Origin of the sequence: Streptomyces sp. NPDC048185 (assembly GCF_043202495.1) — a bacterium.
In the GTDB taxonomy this organism is placed as follows: domain Bacteria; phylum Actinomycetota; class Actinomycetes; order Streptomycetales; family Streptomycetaceae; genus Streptomyces.
The window spans coordinates 332,889-347,213 of sequence record NZ_JBIDAN010000007.1; the positions used below are offsets into that span (position 1 = coordinate 332,889).

The window sequence follows — 14,325 nt, forward strand, 5'->3', positions numbered from 1 at the left end:
GAGCACCGCGCCGGCCGGGCGCGGTGCGGCCGGGAGGTCAGCCGGCCCGGTGGACCACCGCGTCGCACAGCTCGATCAGCGCGGCCTTGGCGTCGCACTCCCGCAGCGGGGCCAGCGCCGCACGGGCGTCCTTCGCGTACCGGACGGTGTCCCGCCGCGCCTGTTCGAGCGCGGGGTGGGCGCGCAGCAGGCGCAGCGCCTCGGCGTGCCGGGCGTCGTCGCTCAGGTCGGAGTCCAGCAGCTCGCACAGGGCGAGGTCCTCGGCGAGGCCCAGCCGGGCCGCCCTTTCGCGCAGCCGCAGCACCGGGAGGGTCGGGATGCCCTCGCGCAGGTCCGTGCCGGGCGTCTTGCCCGACTCGTGGGAGTCGGAGGCGATGTCCAGGACGTCGTCCGCGAGCTGGAAGGCGACGCCGAGCCGCTCGCCGTACTGGGTCAGCACGTCGACGACCGTCTCGTCGGCGCCGGACATCATCGCGCCGAACCGGCAGGAGACCGCGACCAGCGATCCCGTCTTGCCGCCGAGCACGTCGAGGTAGTGGTCGACGGGGTCCCGTCCGTCCTGCGGTCCGGCCGTCTCCAGGATCTGGCCGGTGACGAGCCGCTCGAACGCGAGGGCCTGCACCCGGACGGCCTCGGGCCCGAGGTCGGCGAGGATCTGGGAGGCACGGGCGAACAGGAAGTCACCGGTGAGGACGGCGACCGAGTTGCCCCAGCGGGTGTTCGCGCTGGGCACCCCGCGGCGCACGGCGGCCTCGTCCATCACGTCGTCGTGGTAGAGCGTGGCGAGGTGGGTCAGCTCCACGACCACGGCCGAGGGCACGATGCCGGGCGCGTAGGGGTCGCCGAACCGGGAGGCGAGCATCACCAGCAGCGGCCGGAACCGCTTGCCGCCGGCCCGCACCAGGTGCTGGGCGGCCTCCGTGATGAAGGGCACCTCGCTTTTGGTTGCCTCAAGCAACCCTTCCTCGACGGCCGCCAATCCGGTCTGGACATCGGCTTCCAGAGCCTGGTCCCGCACGCTCAGCCCGAACGGCCCGACGACGGTCACGAGGGATCTCCTGTCTGCTGGTGTCTACTGGCGATTACCTGGTTTGTCGATAGGTCGCTGCCACCACTCGAGTCAGCGTATCCGGTCACGTTTCGATCACCGCTAGCGCCCACCGTTACAGGCCGGTCGGTATCGGATCATGCACGGTATGTTTTTGATCAGGTGATATGAGCGGATATCGATCGACATCGCCAGAGACGTGCGAAACAGGACACGGCACGCCGAAAGCCGCCACCGAAGATCCCACCACCCCTCCCAACGGACCGCACCCCGAGAACGTCACCCATTCGACATCCGCTCCCCCGCCCCGAACGGGTGCCCGCGCAGGGCGACGGGACACCGGGCCGCGCGGTCGGCGGCGGAGCGCGGCACAGGGCGCGCACACCCGGCGGACAGCCCCGCCCCGGCCGCCCGCCCAAACGGCCCGCCATCGGCGGCCGGTTGGCCACCAGTTGGCCCTAATGCCCGATTTGCCGCCCTTGTTGAGGCCCGTGAGTTGGCTCACGCCGCCGCACCCGCCGGCCCGCGCGCCGCACCCCCGTCACGACCCCCGCCACCCCTTTGCCCCGTAGGCGAGTTGGGCCTTGGCAGTCGCAAAGGATCAAGCACCCCAAATCCCCCAGACCAAGGTCAACAGGCACGTCGGGTGATTCCTGCACTTGTTCCGGACATGTGCTCTCGCATACGTTCCCGGCCTGTCAGGCGGACGCCGAATCCTGCCACCGCCCGGCACACAGTCATCCACTCGAGACACTCGCAGGCAGGAGCGGGGGACCCAGGTAAGTCGCCGCGCCGGACACCACCGGAGCGGCTCGGGGTGAAGCCGTGCCCGTCAGGGCGCGGCCGGGCACCTCCCCGCCCGAACCCGACAGCTCACCTCGCAGGCGTTGGAGAGGGACACACACATGCCTGCCAACGGTCAGAACCGTCACGCCCGGACCAGCCGCCTCGCCCGCAAGCTCGCCGTCGCCGGCACCGGCGCCGCCGTGCTCGCCCTGCCGCTCATCGGCGCCGCCACCGCGTCCGCCGCCACCCCGGCCGCCACGACCACCGCCGCCACCACGGCGACCACGGCGTACCCGGACAACCTCGACGGCTGGATCCGCGAGTCGCTGGACATCATGGCCCAGCACGGGATCCCCGGGACGTACGACGGCATCCACCGCAACATCATGCGCGAGTCGTCCGGCAACCCGCTCGCCATCAACAACTGGGACATCAACGCCATCAACGGCACCCCGTCCAAGGGCCTGCTCCAGGTGATCGACCCGACCTTCCAGGCGTACCACGTCGCCGGCACCTCCTGGGACTCGTACGACCCGGTCGCCAACATCACCGCCGCCTGCAACTACGCGGCCGACCGGTACGGCTCGATCGACAACGTCTTCAGCGCGTACTGAGCCGTACCCGCCATGAGCCGTGACCAGGTCCCCTCGGCGGACGGGATCTAGTCGGCTCCGAAGATCCGCTCGAGGACGACGGCCACGCCGTCGTCCTCGTTCGTCGTGGTGACCTCGTCCGCGACCGCCTTGAGCTCGGGGTGGGCGCCCGCCATGGCGACCCCGCGGGCCGCCCAGTGGAACATGGGGATGTCGTTGGGCATGTCCCCGAAGGCGATCGTCCGCCGCCGGCTCAGCCCCAGGTGCTCGGCGGCGAGCGCCAGACCGGTCGCCTTGGTGACCCCGCACGGCTGGAGCTCCACCGTCCCCGGCCCCGACATGGTGACCGTCGCGAGCGAGCCGACCACCGCGCGCGCCGTCGCCGCCAGCTCGTCGTCGGACAGGTCGGGATGGCGCAGCAGCACCTTGCTGATCGGCGCGCTCCACAGCTCGTCGCGCCGCTCGACGCGCACCGCGGGCAGCGTCGGGTGGGGCATCAGATAGCCCGGCTCGATGAGGGTCAGCCCGTCGACCCCGTCCTGGTCGACCGCGGCGTACACCTCCCCCACCTCGGCCTCGATCTTGCCGAGTGCGGTCTCCGCCAGCTCCCGGTCCAGGGTGACCGACCACAGCATCCGGTGCGCGCCCGCGTCGTACACCTGCGCGCCCTGTCCGCACACCGCGAGCCCCGTGCAGCCGAGGCCGTCGAGCAGGGAGCGCACCCTCGGTGCCGGGCGGCCCGTCACCACCAGGTGCCGGGCTCCGGCCCGGGCCACCCGTGCCAGCGCGGCCAGCGACCGGTCGGAGACGGTGTCGTCGCCGCGCAGCAGCGTTCCGTCGAGGTCGGTGGCGACGAGGGCATATGCGGTGCGGTCCATGATCAGAGAATACGGACACCGCACCTGTCCGACTCACCCACGACCGGATGCGCACGAGGACGTTCGCAGGTGTCCGAAACCTGACACAACATCGTCTAAAGGCGGTTAAAGGCCTGTGCACCAGTTGGCAACAACATGCTCTGCCTTCTACCCTCCGGACGGCCCCGGGGGTACCTTCCTTCTGTCCAGGGGGGACTTGATCGGGGGGTCGGGTTGAACGGCGGACGTGTACGTGTGTTCAGGCCGCAGGAGCTGGGCGAGGGGGAGAGGGAACGCTGGCGTGCGCTGCGCGCCGCGTCGAGGTCGCCGCGCAGTCCGTTCATGGAGCCGGAGTTCACCGAGGCCGTCGGCCGGGTACGGCCCGGGGCGCGGGTGGCGGTGCTGTACGAGGGCGGTGAGGCCGCCGGTTTCCTGCCGCACGAGCGCGGGCCGCTGGGCCAGGGCCGGGCGATCGGACTCGGGGTCTCGGACTGCCAGGGCGCGGTGCTGCGGCCGGGCCTCGCCCCGGACACCCGCCAACTGCTGCGGGCCTGCTCCCTGTCGAGCCTGGCCTTCGACAACCTGGAGGCCGAGCAGGCCCTGTTCGTGCCGTACGCCGCCGAGGAACACACCTCCTACGTCATCGACGTGGAGAAGGGGTACGAGGCGTACGAGAGCGTGCTGCGCGCCCAGTCCCCGAAGTTCCTGAAGACCACGCTCGCCAAGGAGCGCAGGCTGGGCCGCCAGGCCGGGGAGGTGCGCTTCGTGTTCGACGAGCGCGAACCGGCCGCGCTGCGCACGCTGATGGAGTGGAAGTCGGCGCAGTACCGCAGGACGGGCCGCCGGGACCGGTTCGCGCAGGAGTGGATCACCCGGCTCGTCGGACGGCTCGCCGAGACCCGGGCGCCCCAGTGCACGGGCACGCTGTCCGTGCTCTACGCCGGCGGCCGGCCCGTCGCCGCGCACTTCGGACTGCGCTCGGCCTCGGTGCTGGCCTGCTGGTTCCCGGCGTACGACCCGGACTTCGCGAAGTACTCGCCGGGACTGGTGCTGCACCTGCGGATGGCCGAGGCCGCCGCCGCCGAGGGGATCGGCCTGCTCGACATGGGGCGGGGCGCGGCGGAGTACAAGGACTCGCTGAAGACCGGCGAACTGCCCGTGTACGAGGGAACGGTGACGCGTCCGGGAGCGGGCGCCGCGCTGCAGTGGCTCGGCCGCGAGCCGGCCCGACGGGCGCACGGTTTCGTGCGCGGCCGGCCGCGGCTGGCGTCGCTGGCGGCACGCACGCTGAAGGGGGCGGCCCGGCTGCGCCGGTCGTGACGCCAGGGGCAACCACGAGGGGGTGGGGCGCATGGCCGGAGCACGGCGTGCGCGGCAGGAGACACGGCACGAGATCGAGAGGTTCCTGAGCACCGAGCCGGTGCAGGTCGCCGAGCTGGATCTCGGGGACGGGGAGGAGGCCGGCCTCGGGCCGGGCCCGGGCGGTCCGCCGGTGACGTCCGGCGCGGTGTTCGTGCTGGTCCGCAGGAAGGGCCGGCCCGTGGGCACGCTGCTCGGGCGGGTGCCCGAAGGCGCCGACCCGGCGCGGACGCTGGCCGCGCTCGCCCGGCGGGCGCTTCCGGCGGCGCCGCCCGGGCCGGTGTCCGGGCCCGGGCCCGCCGCGCCGGCCGGTGCGCCGTCCGCCCCGCCGTCCGTCAGTGTCGTCGTCGCCACCCGGGAACGTGCCGGGCAGCTCGCCCGCGCGCTGGACTCCCTGCTCGCGCAGGACCATCCGGACGCCGAGATCGTCGTCGTCGACAACGCCCCGGTGACGCACGAGACGCGCGAGCTGGTCGAGCGGAAGTACGCCGAGCGCGTGCGGTACGTGTGCGAGCCGGTGCCCGGGCTCGCCGTCGCCCACAACCGGGGCCTGGCCGACGTGCGGGGCGAGGTGGTCGCCTTCACCGACGACGACGTGGTCGCCGACCCCCGCTGGCTCACCGAGCTGACGGCACCCTTCGCCGCCGACCCGCGCCTGGGCTGCGCCACGGGGCTGATCCTGCCCGCGCGGCTGCGCACCCCGGCCCAGGTCCTGCTGGAGAGCCACGGCGGCTTCGCGAAGGGCTTCACACCGCGCACGTACGACCCGGAGCACCCGCCCGCCGGCGAACCGCTGTTCCCGTTCACCGCGGGGCGCTTCGGCTCCGGTGCCAACATGGCCTTCCGCACGGCGGTCCTGCGCGCGGTCGGCGGCTTCGACCCGGCGACCGGCGCGGGCACCCGCGCACGGGGCGGTGACGACCTCTACGGCTTCGTGCGCGTGCTCGCGGAGGGCGGGCGGCTGCACTACACCCCGACGGCCCTGGTGTGGCACCACCACCGGGAGACCTGGCGGGACCTGGAGACGCAGGCGTACGGCTACGGCGCGGGGCTCACCGCGTACCTCACGGCGATCCTGGTGAACCGGCCGGCGCTGCTGCCGGCGTTCCTGGCCCGGCTGCCGCGCGGCCTGGCCCACGCGCGCCTGCTGACCGCCGTGCGCGACACCGACGGCGGCGGCGCGCCGGGCGACCACGACGAACGGACCCACCCGTGGCCACGGCGGCTGTCGCGGCTGCAGCGGCGGGGGATGGTCTACGGACCGGTGGGCTACCTGCGTGCCCGGTACGCCCTGCGGTCCGCTCTCAGGGGGACGGGATGAGGACGACGGGCAACCGCGGCGAGCACGCACCGGGCGGCAAAGCACGGGCGGGCGGTGACTGCATCCCCGTCTTCCTCTACCACGCCGTGATGGACGATCCGCCCGACTGGATCGCCGAATTCACCGTTGCTCCGAAGGAGTTCGCCGCCCACCTCGACGCGATCGTCGACAGCGGGCGGACTCCCGTCACGATCGGCGCGGTCGCCGACCACTTCGCCGGGCGGGCGTCCCTGCCGCCCCGGCCGGTGGTGCTGACCTTCGACGACGGCTTCGCCGACCTGCCGGGCCCGACCGCCGAGGCGCTGGCCGACCGTTCGCTGCCGGCCACCGCCTACCTCACCACCGGGGCCGTCACCCCGGGCGGCCGCAGCCTGCTGCCGCCCGCCCCGATGATGACCCTGCGCGAGGCCGCCGGGCTGGAACGCGCCGGCATGGAGATCGGCAGCCACACCGTCACCCACGCCCAGCTGGACACCTTGTCCGGCAAGGACCTGGCGTACGAACTGCGCACGTCGAAGGACGTGCTGGAGGACGCCCTCGGCCACCCGGTCCGTCACCTCGCCTACCCGCACGGCTACAACAGCCCGCGGGTGAGGGCCATGTCGGCCCGTGCCGGCTACGAGACGGCCACCGCGGTACGGCACGCGCTCAGCTCCGACCGCGACGAGCGATACCGCATCGCCCGCCTCATCGTGCGCCGCGGCCACACCGTCGCCGACGTCCGGGCCTGGCTGGCCGGCGACGGCGCCCGGATCGCGCCGTACCGGGACGGGCCGAGGACGATCGGCTGGCGCTGGTACCGCCGGGGTCGCGCCCTGTTCCGCGGGCCGGAGTTCGCGGGGTGACGAGGGGCGGTCCCGGTCACCCGTGCGGCTGGTTGAGGTACGGGTCGCCGGCCGCCCCGCGCAGGGCGTCCCACGCCTGATCGCCCGCCACCGACAGGTCGCAGTGCGGTCCCGGGTCGCGGTAGTTCCACTGGAGGGCGGCCTTCACGCCCCCCAGATCCTTGAGCACCCGGGGCACCTGCGCGTACCAGCCGGCCTGGCGGTCCGGCCGGTCCGGATCGGAGGCGGTGCCGAACTCCGACAGCATCAGCGGCTTGTCGCCGGAGATGTGGCGACGGATCCAGTCGTGGCTGTCCTGCTGCGTCTGGGCGAAGGTCAGCCACTTCGCCTTGTGGCACAGGTAGTAGTTGTACTGGTTGTAGCCGATCCAGTCGACGTACGCGTCCCCGGGATACAGGCGCCGGAACAGGTCGGCGTGGTCCAGGTAGCCGGTGATGATCCAGGTCCACAGCACGTTGTCGACGCCCAGGGCGCGGAACCGGTCGTGGATGTGCCGGTAGGCCCTGACGTACTCGGCCGGGCTGCCGTTCTCCGGTGTGCGGGTGTCCATCTCCAGGTCGAAGGAGAGGAAGACCTTCTTGCCCGTGCGCTCGCCGTACTCCTTGATGCGGCGCGCCTGGACATCGATCACCGAGCCGTCCAGCTCGCCGTCGGCTATCTGCTTCCACGTGGGCTGCTGCCGTACGGTGCCGCCCCACCACTTGCTCTCCCAGGACAGCAGCAACATCCTGTCCCTGCCGACGCGTTGCTCCTGGTCGGTGAGCAACTGGCCTTCCAGGCGGGTGCCGGTGACCGCGGACATGTCGTGGTACGTGTACACGATGTCGAGCTTGCGGCCCACGTGCCGCTCGTAGTCCTCGACCTTGTCGGCCAGGTCGGACTTGTCGTGCGGCACGAAGGCGCCGAACCAGGCGCCGCAGGGGGGCACGAGCAGCGCGGTGGGGCGGCACTTCGGGTCGTCGGTGAGGGCCGCCGGTCCCGAGGCCTCGCGCAGGGCGAGCACCGCGACGAGCACCGCGCAGGTGGCCATGGCGGAGGTGAGCAGCAGCCGTCGCCGGCGAGGGCCTCCCGGTCTGCGGTGCTGACCGGTCGTCGACGGTCCGGACGTACGGCGAACGGGTCGGGCGAACCTCACAGAGCGGAACCCTTTCGTGTCCCCGGCACCGTCCCCGGCACCGTGTCCGGTGCCGGGGAGGCGCGCAGGCGCGGGCACAGCGCGGCGAGCGTGGTCAGCACGGTCAGTGCGAGCAGCGTGCGGTCGCCGCTGAAGGCACGCGCCGCGATCAGCACCGTCGCGACGAGGATGGCGGCGCTCACGCTGAGCAGGACGGCCAGCATCAGCCGTTCCAGCAGGTCGGAGTGGCGTTCGAAGTCGGCGTCGCGCCGCCCCACGGGCCCCTCGGCCCGGCGGGCCCGCAGCGCGGGGCCGCAGATCCCGACCAGGGCGGCGCCCGGGCCGAGGGCCAGGAAGAGCCCGACCACCGCCCCGCGCAGGGGCGAACCGTCCGCCAGCGCGAGCGCGGCGAGCGCCGACCAGCCACCGAACGCGGGCAGCATGCGGACCACCAGATCCTGCGGTGTCATGACTCGCTCCCTTCTCGGCACACCGGCTCAGCCCGCCGGCTTCAGGACGTAGAGCACACCGGCGCTGTTCTCCGCCACACGGGCGAACAGCGGCGAGGCCGAGACGGACTCGCGGATACGGGCCAACTGGGCGCTGTCGAGCTGCCCGTTCATCTCCGAGTTCGCCATCTGTCCCTGGGTGAGCAGGAAGTAGGCCCGGGCCGGGCGCTCCAGGCCGGCCATGTCGCGGGCGAGCGTGGCGGCCGGGTCCCGCACGATCTCGTCGACGTGGCCCCGGGCGTCGTCGAGGAACCAGTAGTGGTCGACGCGCCAGTAGTCCTCGTAGGCGAGCGGATAGTTCCGGTTGGCGGCGACGACCAGGGAGCCGTCGGGTGCCTGGTCGAAGAGCTGCTGGACGAGGGCCACCTCCCGGGGCGGGAAGTAGTTGACGCGGTCCTTGCCGGAGTAGCTCGGTACGAACGCGAGCGTCCCCGCGAGCAGGGCGAGGAGCGGCGCCCACACGGCCGGGCGCAGGGCGGACGCGGCGGTCCGGCGCCGGGGGGCGGCCACCCGGCCTGCGCCGGGCTTCCCGGAGGCGGCGTCGGCGGTCTCGGCGGCCAGGGTGCGCACCGTGGGCAGGAGCGCGGCGGCTGCGAAGAAGGCGGCTCCCGGCAGCATGAACATCAGCACCCGGAAGATCATTTCGCTGCCGTAGCTGCTCGCCGCGAACATCGGCAGGGGGGCCGCGGCGAGCAGCAGCAGCGGCAGCGCCCGGCGCCGCAGCACCCGCTGGCGCAGCACCCCGGTCAGCGCCAGCAGCAGGACGGAACCCGACAGCAGCCGGGCCGCCCAGGAGGTCGCCACCGCGCCGGTGCCGGTGGGCGTGGTCCCGTACCCGGTCTCGACGTTGGCGCCGATGTCGCCGACGGAACGGATCATGTCCGGCATCGCGGCGGACAGGAACGGCAGCGCGGCCGTCAGGCACCACGCCAGGAAGATCACGACCGCGGTGGCCATCGGGATCCAGTCGCGGTAACGGCGCGTGCAGGCCAGGGCGACGAGGGAGACGACGAGCATGCCGGGCGTGAGCTGGTGCGAGACGACGACCGCCGTGACCAGCACGGTGATCAGCACCGTCCACACCGCCTGTCCCTGCCGCCCCGGCCGCCCGCCCGACCTGGCGTAGCGGCGCAGGACGACGGCCAGGACACCCAGGTGCAGGGCGAAGGCCACGGACTGCGGGGAGAAGTAGTCCTGGCCCACCCAGTCGGCGACGAAGAACAGCCACACCGCCGTCCAGATCAGCCTGCGGTCCTGGGTGAAGGTGCGGTAGATCAGCAGCAGCGGGAGCAGCAGCAGCACGCTGGAGACCAGCGGCCACCACGCCATGTACATCGCGGCGTTCTCCACGCCGAGCAGCCGCACGAGCGCGGCCTGCGCGGCGAAGAAGCCCGGCCACTGGTCGTAGACGGCCATGTCACCGAGCCGGTCGGCGCCCTGGAGCCCGCCGGAGGTGAGCAGGTGGCCGATCACCGCGTCGTGCTTCCACGCCCAGGCGTACAGCGGGGTCGGATAGAGCACGGCCTGCGTGGCCCGCTCCATCAGCAGCAGCCCGAGGACGTACGCGAACGACCAGGCGTTCCGGCGGCGCGGGTCGCGGACCGTGAGCCAGAAGCCGGTGGTGAGGACCACGAGGCCGGCCCAGAAGGCCGGGTGCAGGGCGGTGACCAGTCCGTAGTCGTCGAGGCGGGACACGTCGGTGCGCCGCACGGCGAAGACCCACAGGGCGAGGGCCGCGAGCAGGGCGACGGCGGGCAGCGCGGCGTGCACCCGCCGGGCGGCGGCCCCCGGTTCGGCGAGGTCCCGCGCGGGAGGTTCCGGCGGCACGGGACCGGCGCCGCGCTCCGGACGCGCGGACGCGTCGTCCGGGGACGTGGCGGCCGGCTCCCGCGTACCGCGGGAGGCCGCCACGGGCTCGGGAACCGCCCCGGTCACCGGCGTGTCCGGGCTCGGCACGTCCGGGGCCTGCTGCCCGGGCACGGGCTCTGGTGCTGATCTCTCCCGTGGAGTTGCTGGCGGACGCACGACGGTTCCCCCCTGGCGGTTCGGCTCTGTGCTCGATCAGTCCCTGGACAGGTCGTTCGGTCTGCTGCGGTGCGCGCGTCGGAACACCACGGCCGGGCGGCGCGGTGGCAGGAGCAGGACGGCGAGGACGAGCAGCAGAAGCAGGGGCGCGGCGGCCGGGGCGATCTCCTGCCGCCAGACCCAGCCCCCCACGGCGGCGAGATACAGCACCCCCCAGCGTCCTTGCCACGACAGCCGCCCGCCGGCCTTCGCGAGCAGCGGCCACAGCGCCACCAGACACAGCAACTGCAGGACGAGCGGCAGCCAGCGCAGAAGGGGCCCAGGACCGGACAGTCCCACCGCTTCCGCCAGAAACCCGGCTGCCTTCCGGTACCACGCGCCCTCGACCGGCCGTGGTTCCCGGCCGAGGGCGACGGGTGCGGCGTACAGGGCGAGCACGGCGGAACCCAGCGCGGCGCCGGGCAGCCGGGGGTCGGGCCGGGCGTACAGCGTCACGGACGCCGCGAACCCCACGAGCAGGGCCGCCCCCGCGACCAGCGCCGCCGGCGGCAGCCCCCGCAGCAGTGCCCGTCCGGTGAGCTCCGTCACCGCGCCGGAGTCGTCCCCCGGCCACGGCAGTCCGCGCAACGCCAGCCAGTAGACCGCCGTGGCGGTGCCGAGCAGCAGCCACAGCGCGGTCCCGAGGCGCCGCTGCGTGCCCGCGTCCTCGTACGCCCCGGCGGGGACGGCGTCGGCGGGGACGGCGTCGGCGGGGACGGCGTCGGCGGGGGCCGCGTCGGAGTCCGGTTCGCCGGCCGGTCCGGGGGCGGGTGCGGCATCGGGCTGCCGGGGCGGCCGCACGATCAGGGCCGGCGTGTCCGCCTGCAACGCCTCCCGTTCGTCACCGGGACGGCCGACGAACAAGGTGGCGCCGTCCCCGTCGCCGTCCTTCTCGCCGTAGGCGGCCCGGCGGGCCCAGTTCGTGCCGTAACCGGCGGTCGCGTTCAGCCGCGCCCAGCTGGTGCCGTAGTCGGGGCCCTCGGAGTCCCGGCCGCCGTCCCGCCCGCCGCCGCGCCGCCCCGTCCCGCCGCGGCGCAGGACCGAACGCAGGCCGGGCGCGCAGCCCGCGGCGACCAGCGTCATGCTCAGCAGCACCGCCCAGCCGGCGCCCGAGATCCCGGCGGGGGTGAACAGCACGGCCGCGCTGCCCAGGACGAGGGTGCACATGGCGCCCTGCACGGCGGCGAGCACACCGGTGCGTCCCTGGACGCGCAGCACGCCGATGTACAGCTCGACGACGATCCTCGGCAGCGCGCCGATCGCGAGCAGCCGCAGCACCGTGGAGCCGTGCTCGGCGTAGTCCGCGTCGAAGGGGGCGAGGATCTGCGGGGCGAAGACGACCAGGACCAGCACGACCGGCACCAGCAGCAGCGTCATCCGGCGCAGCGCCCCGCGGACGCCGTCGGCGAGGCGGCGGGGATCGTGCGAGGCGTGCGCGGTGAGCGAGGAGGCCATGTTGATGGCCATGAACTCCATCGTGCCGCCGACCGTGTACGCCACGTAGAAGTAGCCGTTCTCCGCGGCGCTGAAGCGGACCGCGACCATCACCGGCAGCAGGTTGATCATCGCCAGGCTGAACAGCGCGCCCAGCGAGTCCCCGGCCAGGAAGCGGCCCATCTCGCGGACCTTCGGCGGCTCCACGTCGTGGTCGGCGGCGGCCTGGCGCGGGATGAGCCGGCGGAAGATCAGCCAGCCGAGCGGCAGGGTGGAGAAGGCGATGGCCACGGCCCAGGACACGAAGATGCCGAGCACCGGCAGCGCGGAGGCGAAGACGGCCAGGAGGATCAGCTTCCCGACCGAGAACACCGCGTTCCCGGCCGGCACCCACTCGGCCTTGCGCAGTCCGGTCAGCACCCCGTCCTGCAGGGTGAGCAGCGCCCAGGCCACGCAGGCGGCGACGAACAGGGCGCCGGCCGCGGGGGTGCCGAGCGGCGCGTACGAGGCTCCCCACAGGTCGAGGGTGAGCAGGAAGACCACGGCCGCCACGACCACGACCACCGAACTGGCCACGTACGCGCGCCACACCAGCGGTCCGGTCGCCCGCCCGGCGCGCGGCACGAAGCGTACGACGGCACCGATCATCGTGGTCGCCGTGATGCTGGCGAGCAGCCGCATCGCGGCGATGGCGGCCGAGCCCTGGCCGACGGCCTCCTCGGAGTAGTAGCGGGCGGCCACGAGCCAGAATCCCAGGCCGAGCACGGCGGAGACGCCGGTGCTGAGCATGAGGAAGTAGGCGTTCTTGAACAGCGAGTCGGAGCCGTGCCCGCCGCCGGGCGGCTCCGGGGCACCGCCCGCGGGTGCCGCGGCGGCCTCGTGCACCCGCGTCTCAGCCACGGGACGTTCCCGCCCCCTCCGGCGCCTCGGCAGGCCGCGCCCCGGACGCCTCCAGCACCTCGACGACCGCGCGGGCGCGCAACGGGTCCACGGGCAGCGCGTGCCGCGCGAACCAGCGGGCGCCCTCCGGGCTGGGCGAGAGGTCGGTGAACTCCGCGCCCGCGTAGTCGTCCAGCGGCGGATCGTAGAGGTACCCGACGACGATGCCCCGCCGGGCCAGCGCGGCGATCGCCGCATCCCGGTCGGCCACGAACAGCGGCACCCGGAACAGGGGTTGTACGCGGCGCGCTCCGCCGGGCTGTGTTCCGGTCGCCCCGGTCGCCGGGCGCGCCCAGCGCGTCGACAGCAGCAGTTCCGTGCCCGCCCGGCAGCCCGCGAGGACGTCGTCCAGCCGGTCCAGCCGACGCCCGACGCGCCCGAGCCGGAACCGGCCGGACCGCAGGCGGTAGTCGTGCATGTCGACGCGGACCCACGGGTCGTGCGCCGCGAGGTCCGGGGCCGAGGCGACCGCGCGGGCCAGCTCGCCGGGCCTGAGCGGCATCCGGATCTCCTCGCGCTCCGTCTTCCCCAGGAGCCGCAGCGTGGCCCAGGCCGCCCGTCTCAGCCGCAGACCGCGCACGGCCGCCTCCGCGTACGGCCGTACGGCGTAGGCGGCCTCCGCCGTGGCCCGGCGCGGCAGCAGCAGGTCCTCGCAGGACTTCGCCAGCGCCTCCCGCAGCCCCGGGTCGGCGACGGAGAGGATGCCGCCGGCCTTGGCGCCGACGTGCTTGGACAGGCTGAACACGGACGCGTCGCCCCACGTGCCGACGGGCCGCCCGCCCACCTCGCTGCCGATGGCGTGCGCCGCGTCCTCGAACAGCGGGATGCCGAGCGCGTCGCAGCGCTCCCGCAGCCGGGGTGCCGGGTCCGGGTTGCCGTACAGATTCGTCGTCAGGACGGCGGACAGGGAACCCCACACCTCCTCGGGCACGGCGTCGACGTCGATGGACGCGTCCAGCGGACTCAGCGGCGCCTGCACCGGCCGCAGCCCGGCGGCGAGGACGACGAAGAAGATGACGTCGTCGTCGACCGGCGACATCAGCACCCGGCCGCCCGGCGGGCACCAGTGACGCAGCGCCGCGTACAGCCCGAAACGGCACGACGGTACATACACGCATTCCCGGCCGAGTCGGCTGCGCATGGTCTCTTCGAGCCGCTCTCTCGGCTGCGAACCGGACCGCGCCGGACCCGGACCGGCCTCCCCTGTGGCCATCCGTCCCCCTGAAGTGCCATCGGAACGCCCCCTCCCCGAGGCCTTCCGGCACCCGCCCAGAGTCGCCCCGTTCGCACCGCTCCGTCAAGATTGCGTACCGGCCTGTGGACGACCTCCCGTACACGGACGGTGGCGGAGCGCCACCGTCCGGACCGCTCCCACGGGTCACTCCTCTCGCCGTCCGCACCCGTGCCGCGCCCCCCGCCGCACGTCAGCCCGCCTGTGCCCGCCGTGCCGCGCCGG

At 73.8% G+C, this 14,325-nt stretch carries 11 protein-coding genes and 1 riboswitch; of the genes, 4 read left to right on the forward strand and 7 right to left on the reverse strand.

What is annotated here, in order from left to right; translation table 11 throughout:
* Window positions 1-37 precede the first annotated feature (37 nt).
* Window positions 38-1,048: a polyprenyl synthetase family protein gene (locus tag ACGF3H_RS22670; RefSeq protein WP_362492459.1), complete on the reverse strand. Its 1,011-nt coding sequence runs from the start codon at window positions 1,046-1,048 to the stop codon at window positions 38-40.
* Window positions 1,049-1,745: 697 nt separating this feature from the next.
* Window positions 1,746-1,950, forward strand: a riboswitch (cyclic di-AMP (ydaO/yuaA leader).
* A 3-nt stretch (window positions 1,951-1,953) separates the two neighbouring features.
* Between ACGF3H_RS22670 and ACGF3H_RS22675 the strand changes: the two genes are divergently transcribed.
* Entirely contained in the window at window positions 1,954-2,448 is a 495-nt protein-coding gene (locus ACGF3H_RS22675; RefSeq protein WP_362492457.1) for a transglycosylase SLT domain-containing protein, read from the forward strand.
* Window positions 2,449-2,495: 47 nt separating this feature from the next.
* Here ACGF3H_RS22675 and ACGF3H_RS22680 read toward each other — a convergent pair whose 3' ends face one another.
* Window positions 2,496-3,305: an HAD family hydrolase gene (locus ACGF3H_RS22680; RefSeq protein ID WP_362492454.1), complete on the reverse strand. Its 810-nt coding sequence runs from the start codon at window positions 3,303-3,305 to the stop codon at window positions 2,496-2,498.
* 234 nt (window positions 3,306-3,539) lie between these two features.
* On the opposite strand from ACGF3H_RS22680, the gene ACGF3H_RS22685 reads away from it, so the two are divergent.
* From ACGF3H_RS22685 to ACGF3H_RS22695, 3 genes are all read left to right on the forward strand, one after another.
* Window positions 3,540-4,604: a GNAT family N-acetyltransferase gene (locus tag ACGF3H_RS22685; RefSeq protein WP_362492451.1), complete on the forward strand. Its 1,065-nt coding sequence runs from the start codon at window positions 3,540-3,542 to the stop codon at window positions 4,602-4,604.
* Window positions 4,605-4,635: 31 nt separating this feature from the next.
* On the forward strand, window positions 4,636-5,964 hold the full coding sequence (locus tag ACGF3H_RS22690; RefSeq protein WP_362492449.1) for a glycosyltransferase: 1,329 nt from the start codon (window positions 4,636-4,638) through the stop codon (window positions 5,962-5,964).
* Between the two features lie 89 nt (window positions 5,965-6,053).
* On the forward strand, window positions 6,054-6,809 hold the full coding sequence (locus ACGF3H_RS22695; RefSeq protein ID WP_362492531.1) for a polysaccharide deacetylase family protein: 756 nt from the start codon (window positions 6,054-6,056) through the stop codon (window positions 6,807-6,809).
* 16 nt (window positions 6,810-6,825) lie between these two features.
* On the opposite strand, the gene ACGF3H_RS22700 is transcribed toward ACGF3H_RS22695, so the two are convergent.
* The 5 genes from ACGF3H_RS22700 to ACGF3H_RS22720 all read right to left on the reverse strand — a co-directional run bounded on the left by ACGF3H_RS22700 (window position 6,826) and on the right by ACGF3H_RS22720 (window position 14,082).
* The gene (locus ACGF3H_RS22700) at window positions 6,826-7,839 is read right to left on the reverse strand and encodes a glycosyl hydrolase (RefSeq protein ID WP_362492446.1); all 1,014 of its coding nucleotides are present in this window, start codon (window positions 7,837-7,839) and stop codon (window positions 6,826-6,828) included.
* A gap of 101 nt (window positions 7,840-7,940) precedes the next feature.
* A complete protein-coding gene (locus ACGF3H_RS22705; protein ID WP_362492444.1) occupies window positions 7,941-8,393 on the reverse strand; it encodes a hypothetical protein in 453 nt (150 codons plus the stop codon).
* A 27-nt stretch (window positions 8,394-8,420) separates the two neighbouring features.
* On the reverse strand, window positions 8,421-10,412 hold the full coding sequence (locus ACGF3H_RS22710; protein WP_362492442.1) for a glycosyltransferase: 1,992 nt from the start codon (window positions 10,410-10,412) through the stop codon (window positions 8,421-8,423).
* Window positions 10,413-10,493: 81 nt separating this feature from the next.
* Window positions 10,494-12,830, reverse strand: a complete 2,337-nt coding sequence (locus ACGF3H_RS22715) for a lipopolysaccharide biosynthesis protein (RefSeq protein ID WP_362492440.1) — start codon at window positions 12,828-12,830, stop codon at window positions 10,494-10,496.
* Window positions 12,823-14,082: a DegT/DnrJ/EryC1/StrS family aminotransferase gene (locus tag ACGF3H_RS22720; RefSeq protein WP_362492438.1), complete on the reverse strand. Its 1,260-nt coding sequence runs from the start codon at window positions 14,080-14,082 to the stop codon at window positions 12,823-12,825. The genes ACGF3H_RS22715 and ACGF3H_RS22720 overlap by 8 nt, the downstream gene beginning before the upstream one ends.
* Window positions 14,083-14,325 lie beyond the last annotated feature (243 nt).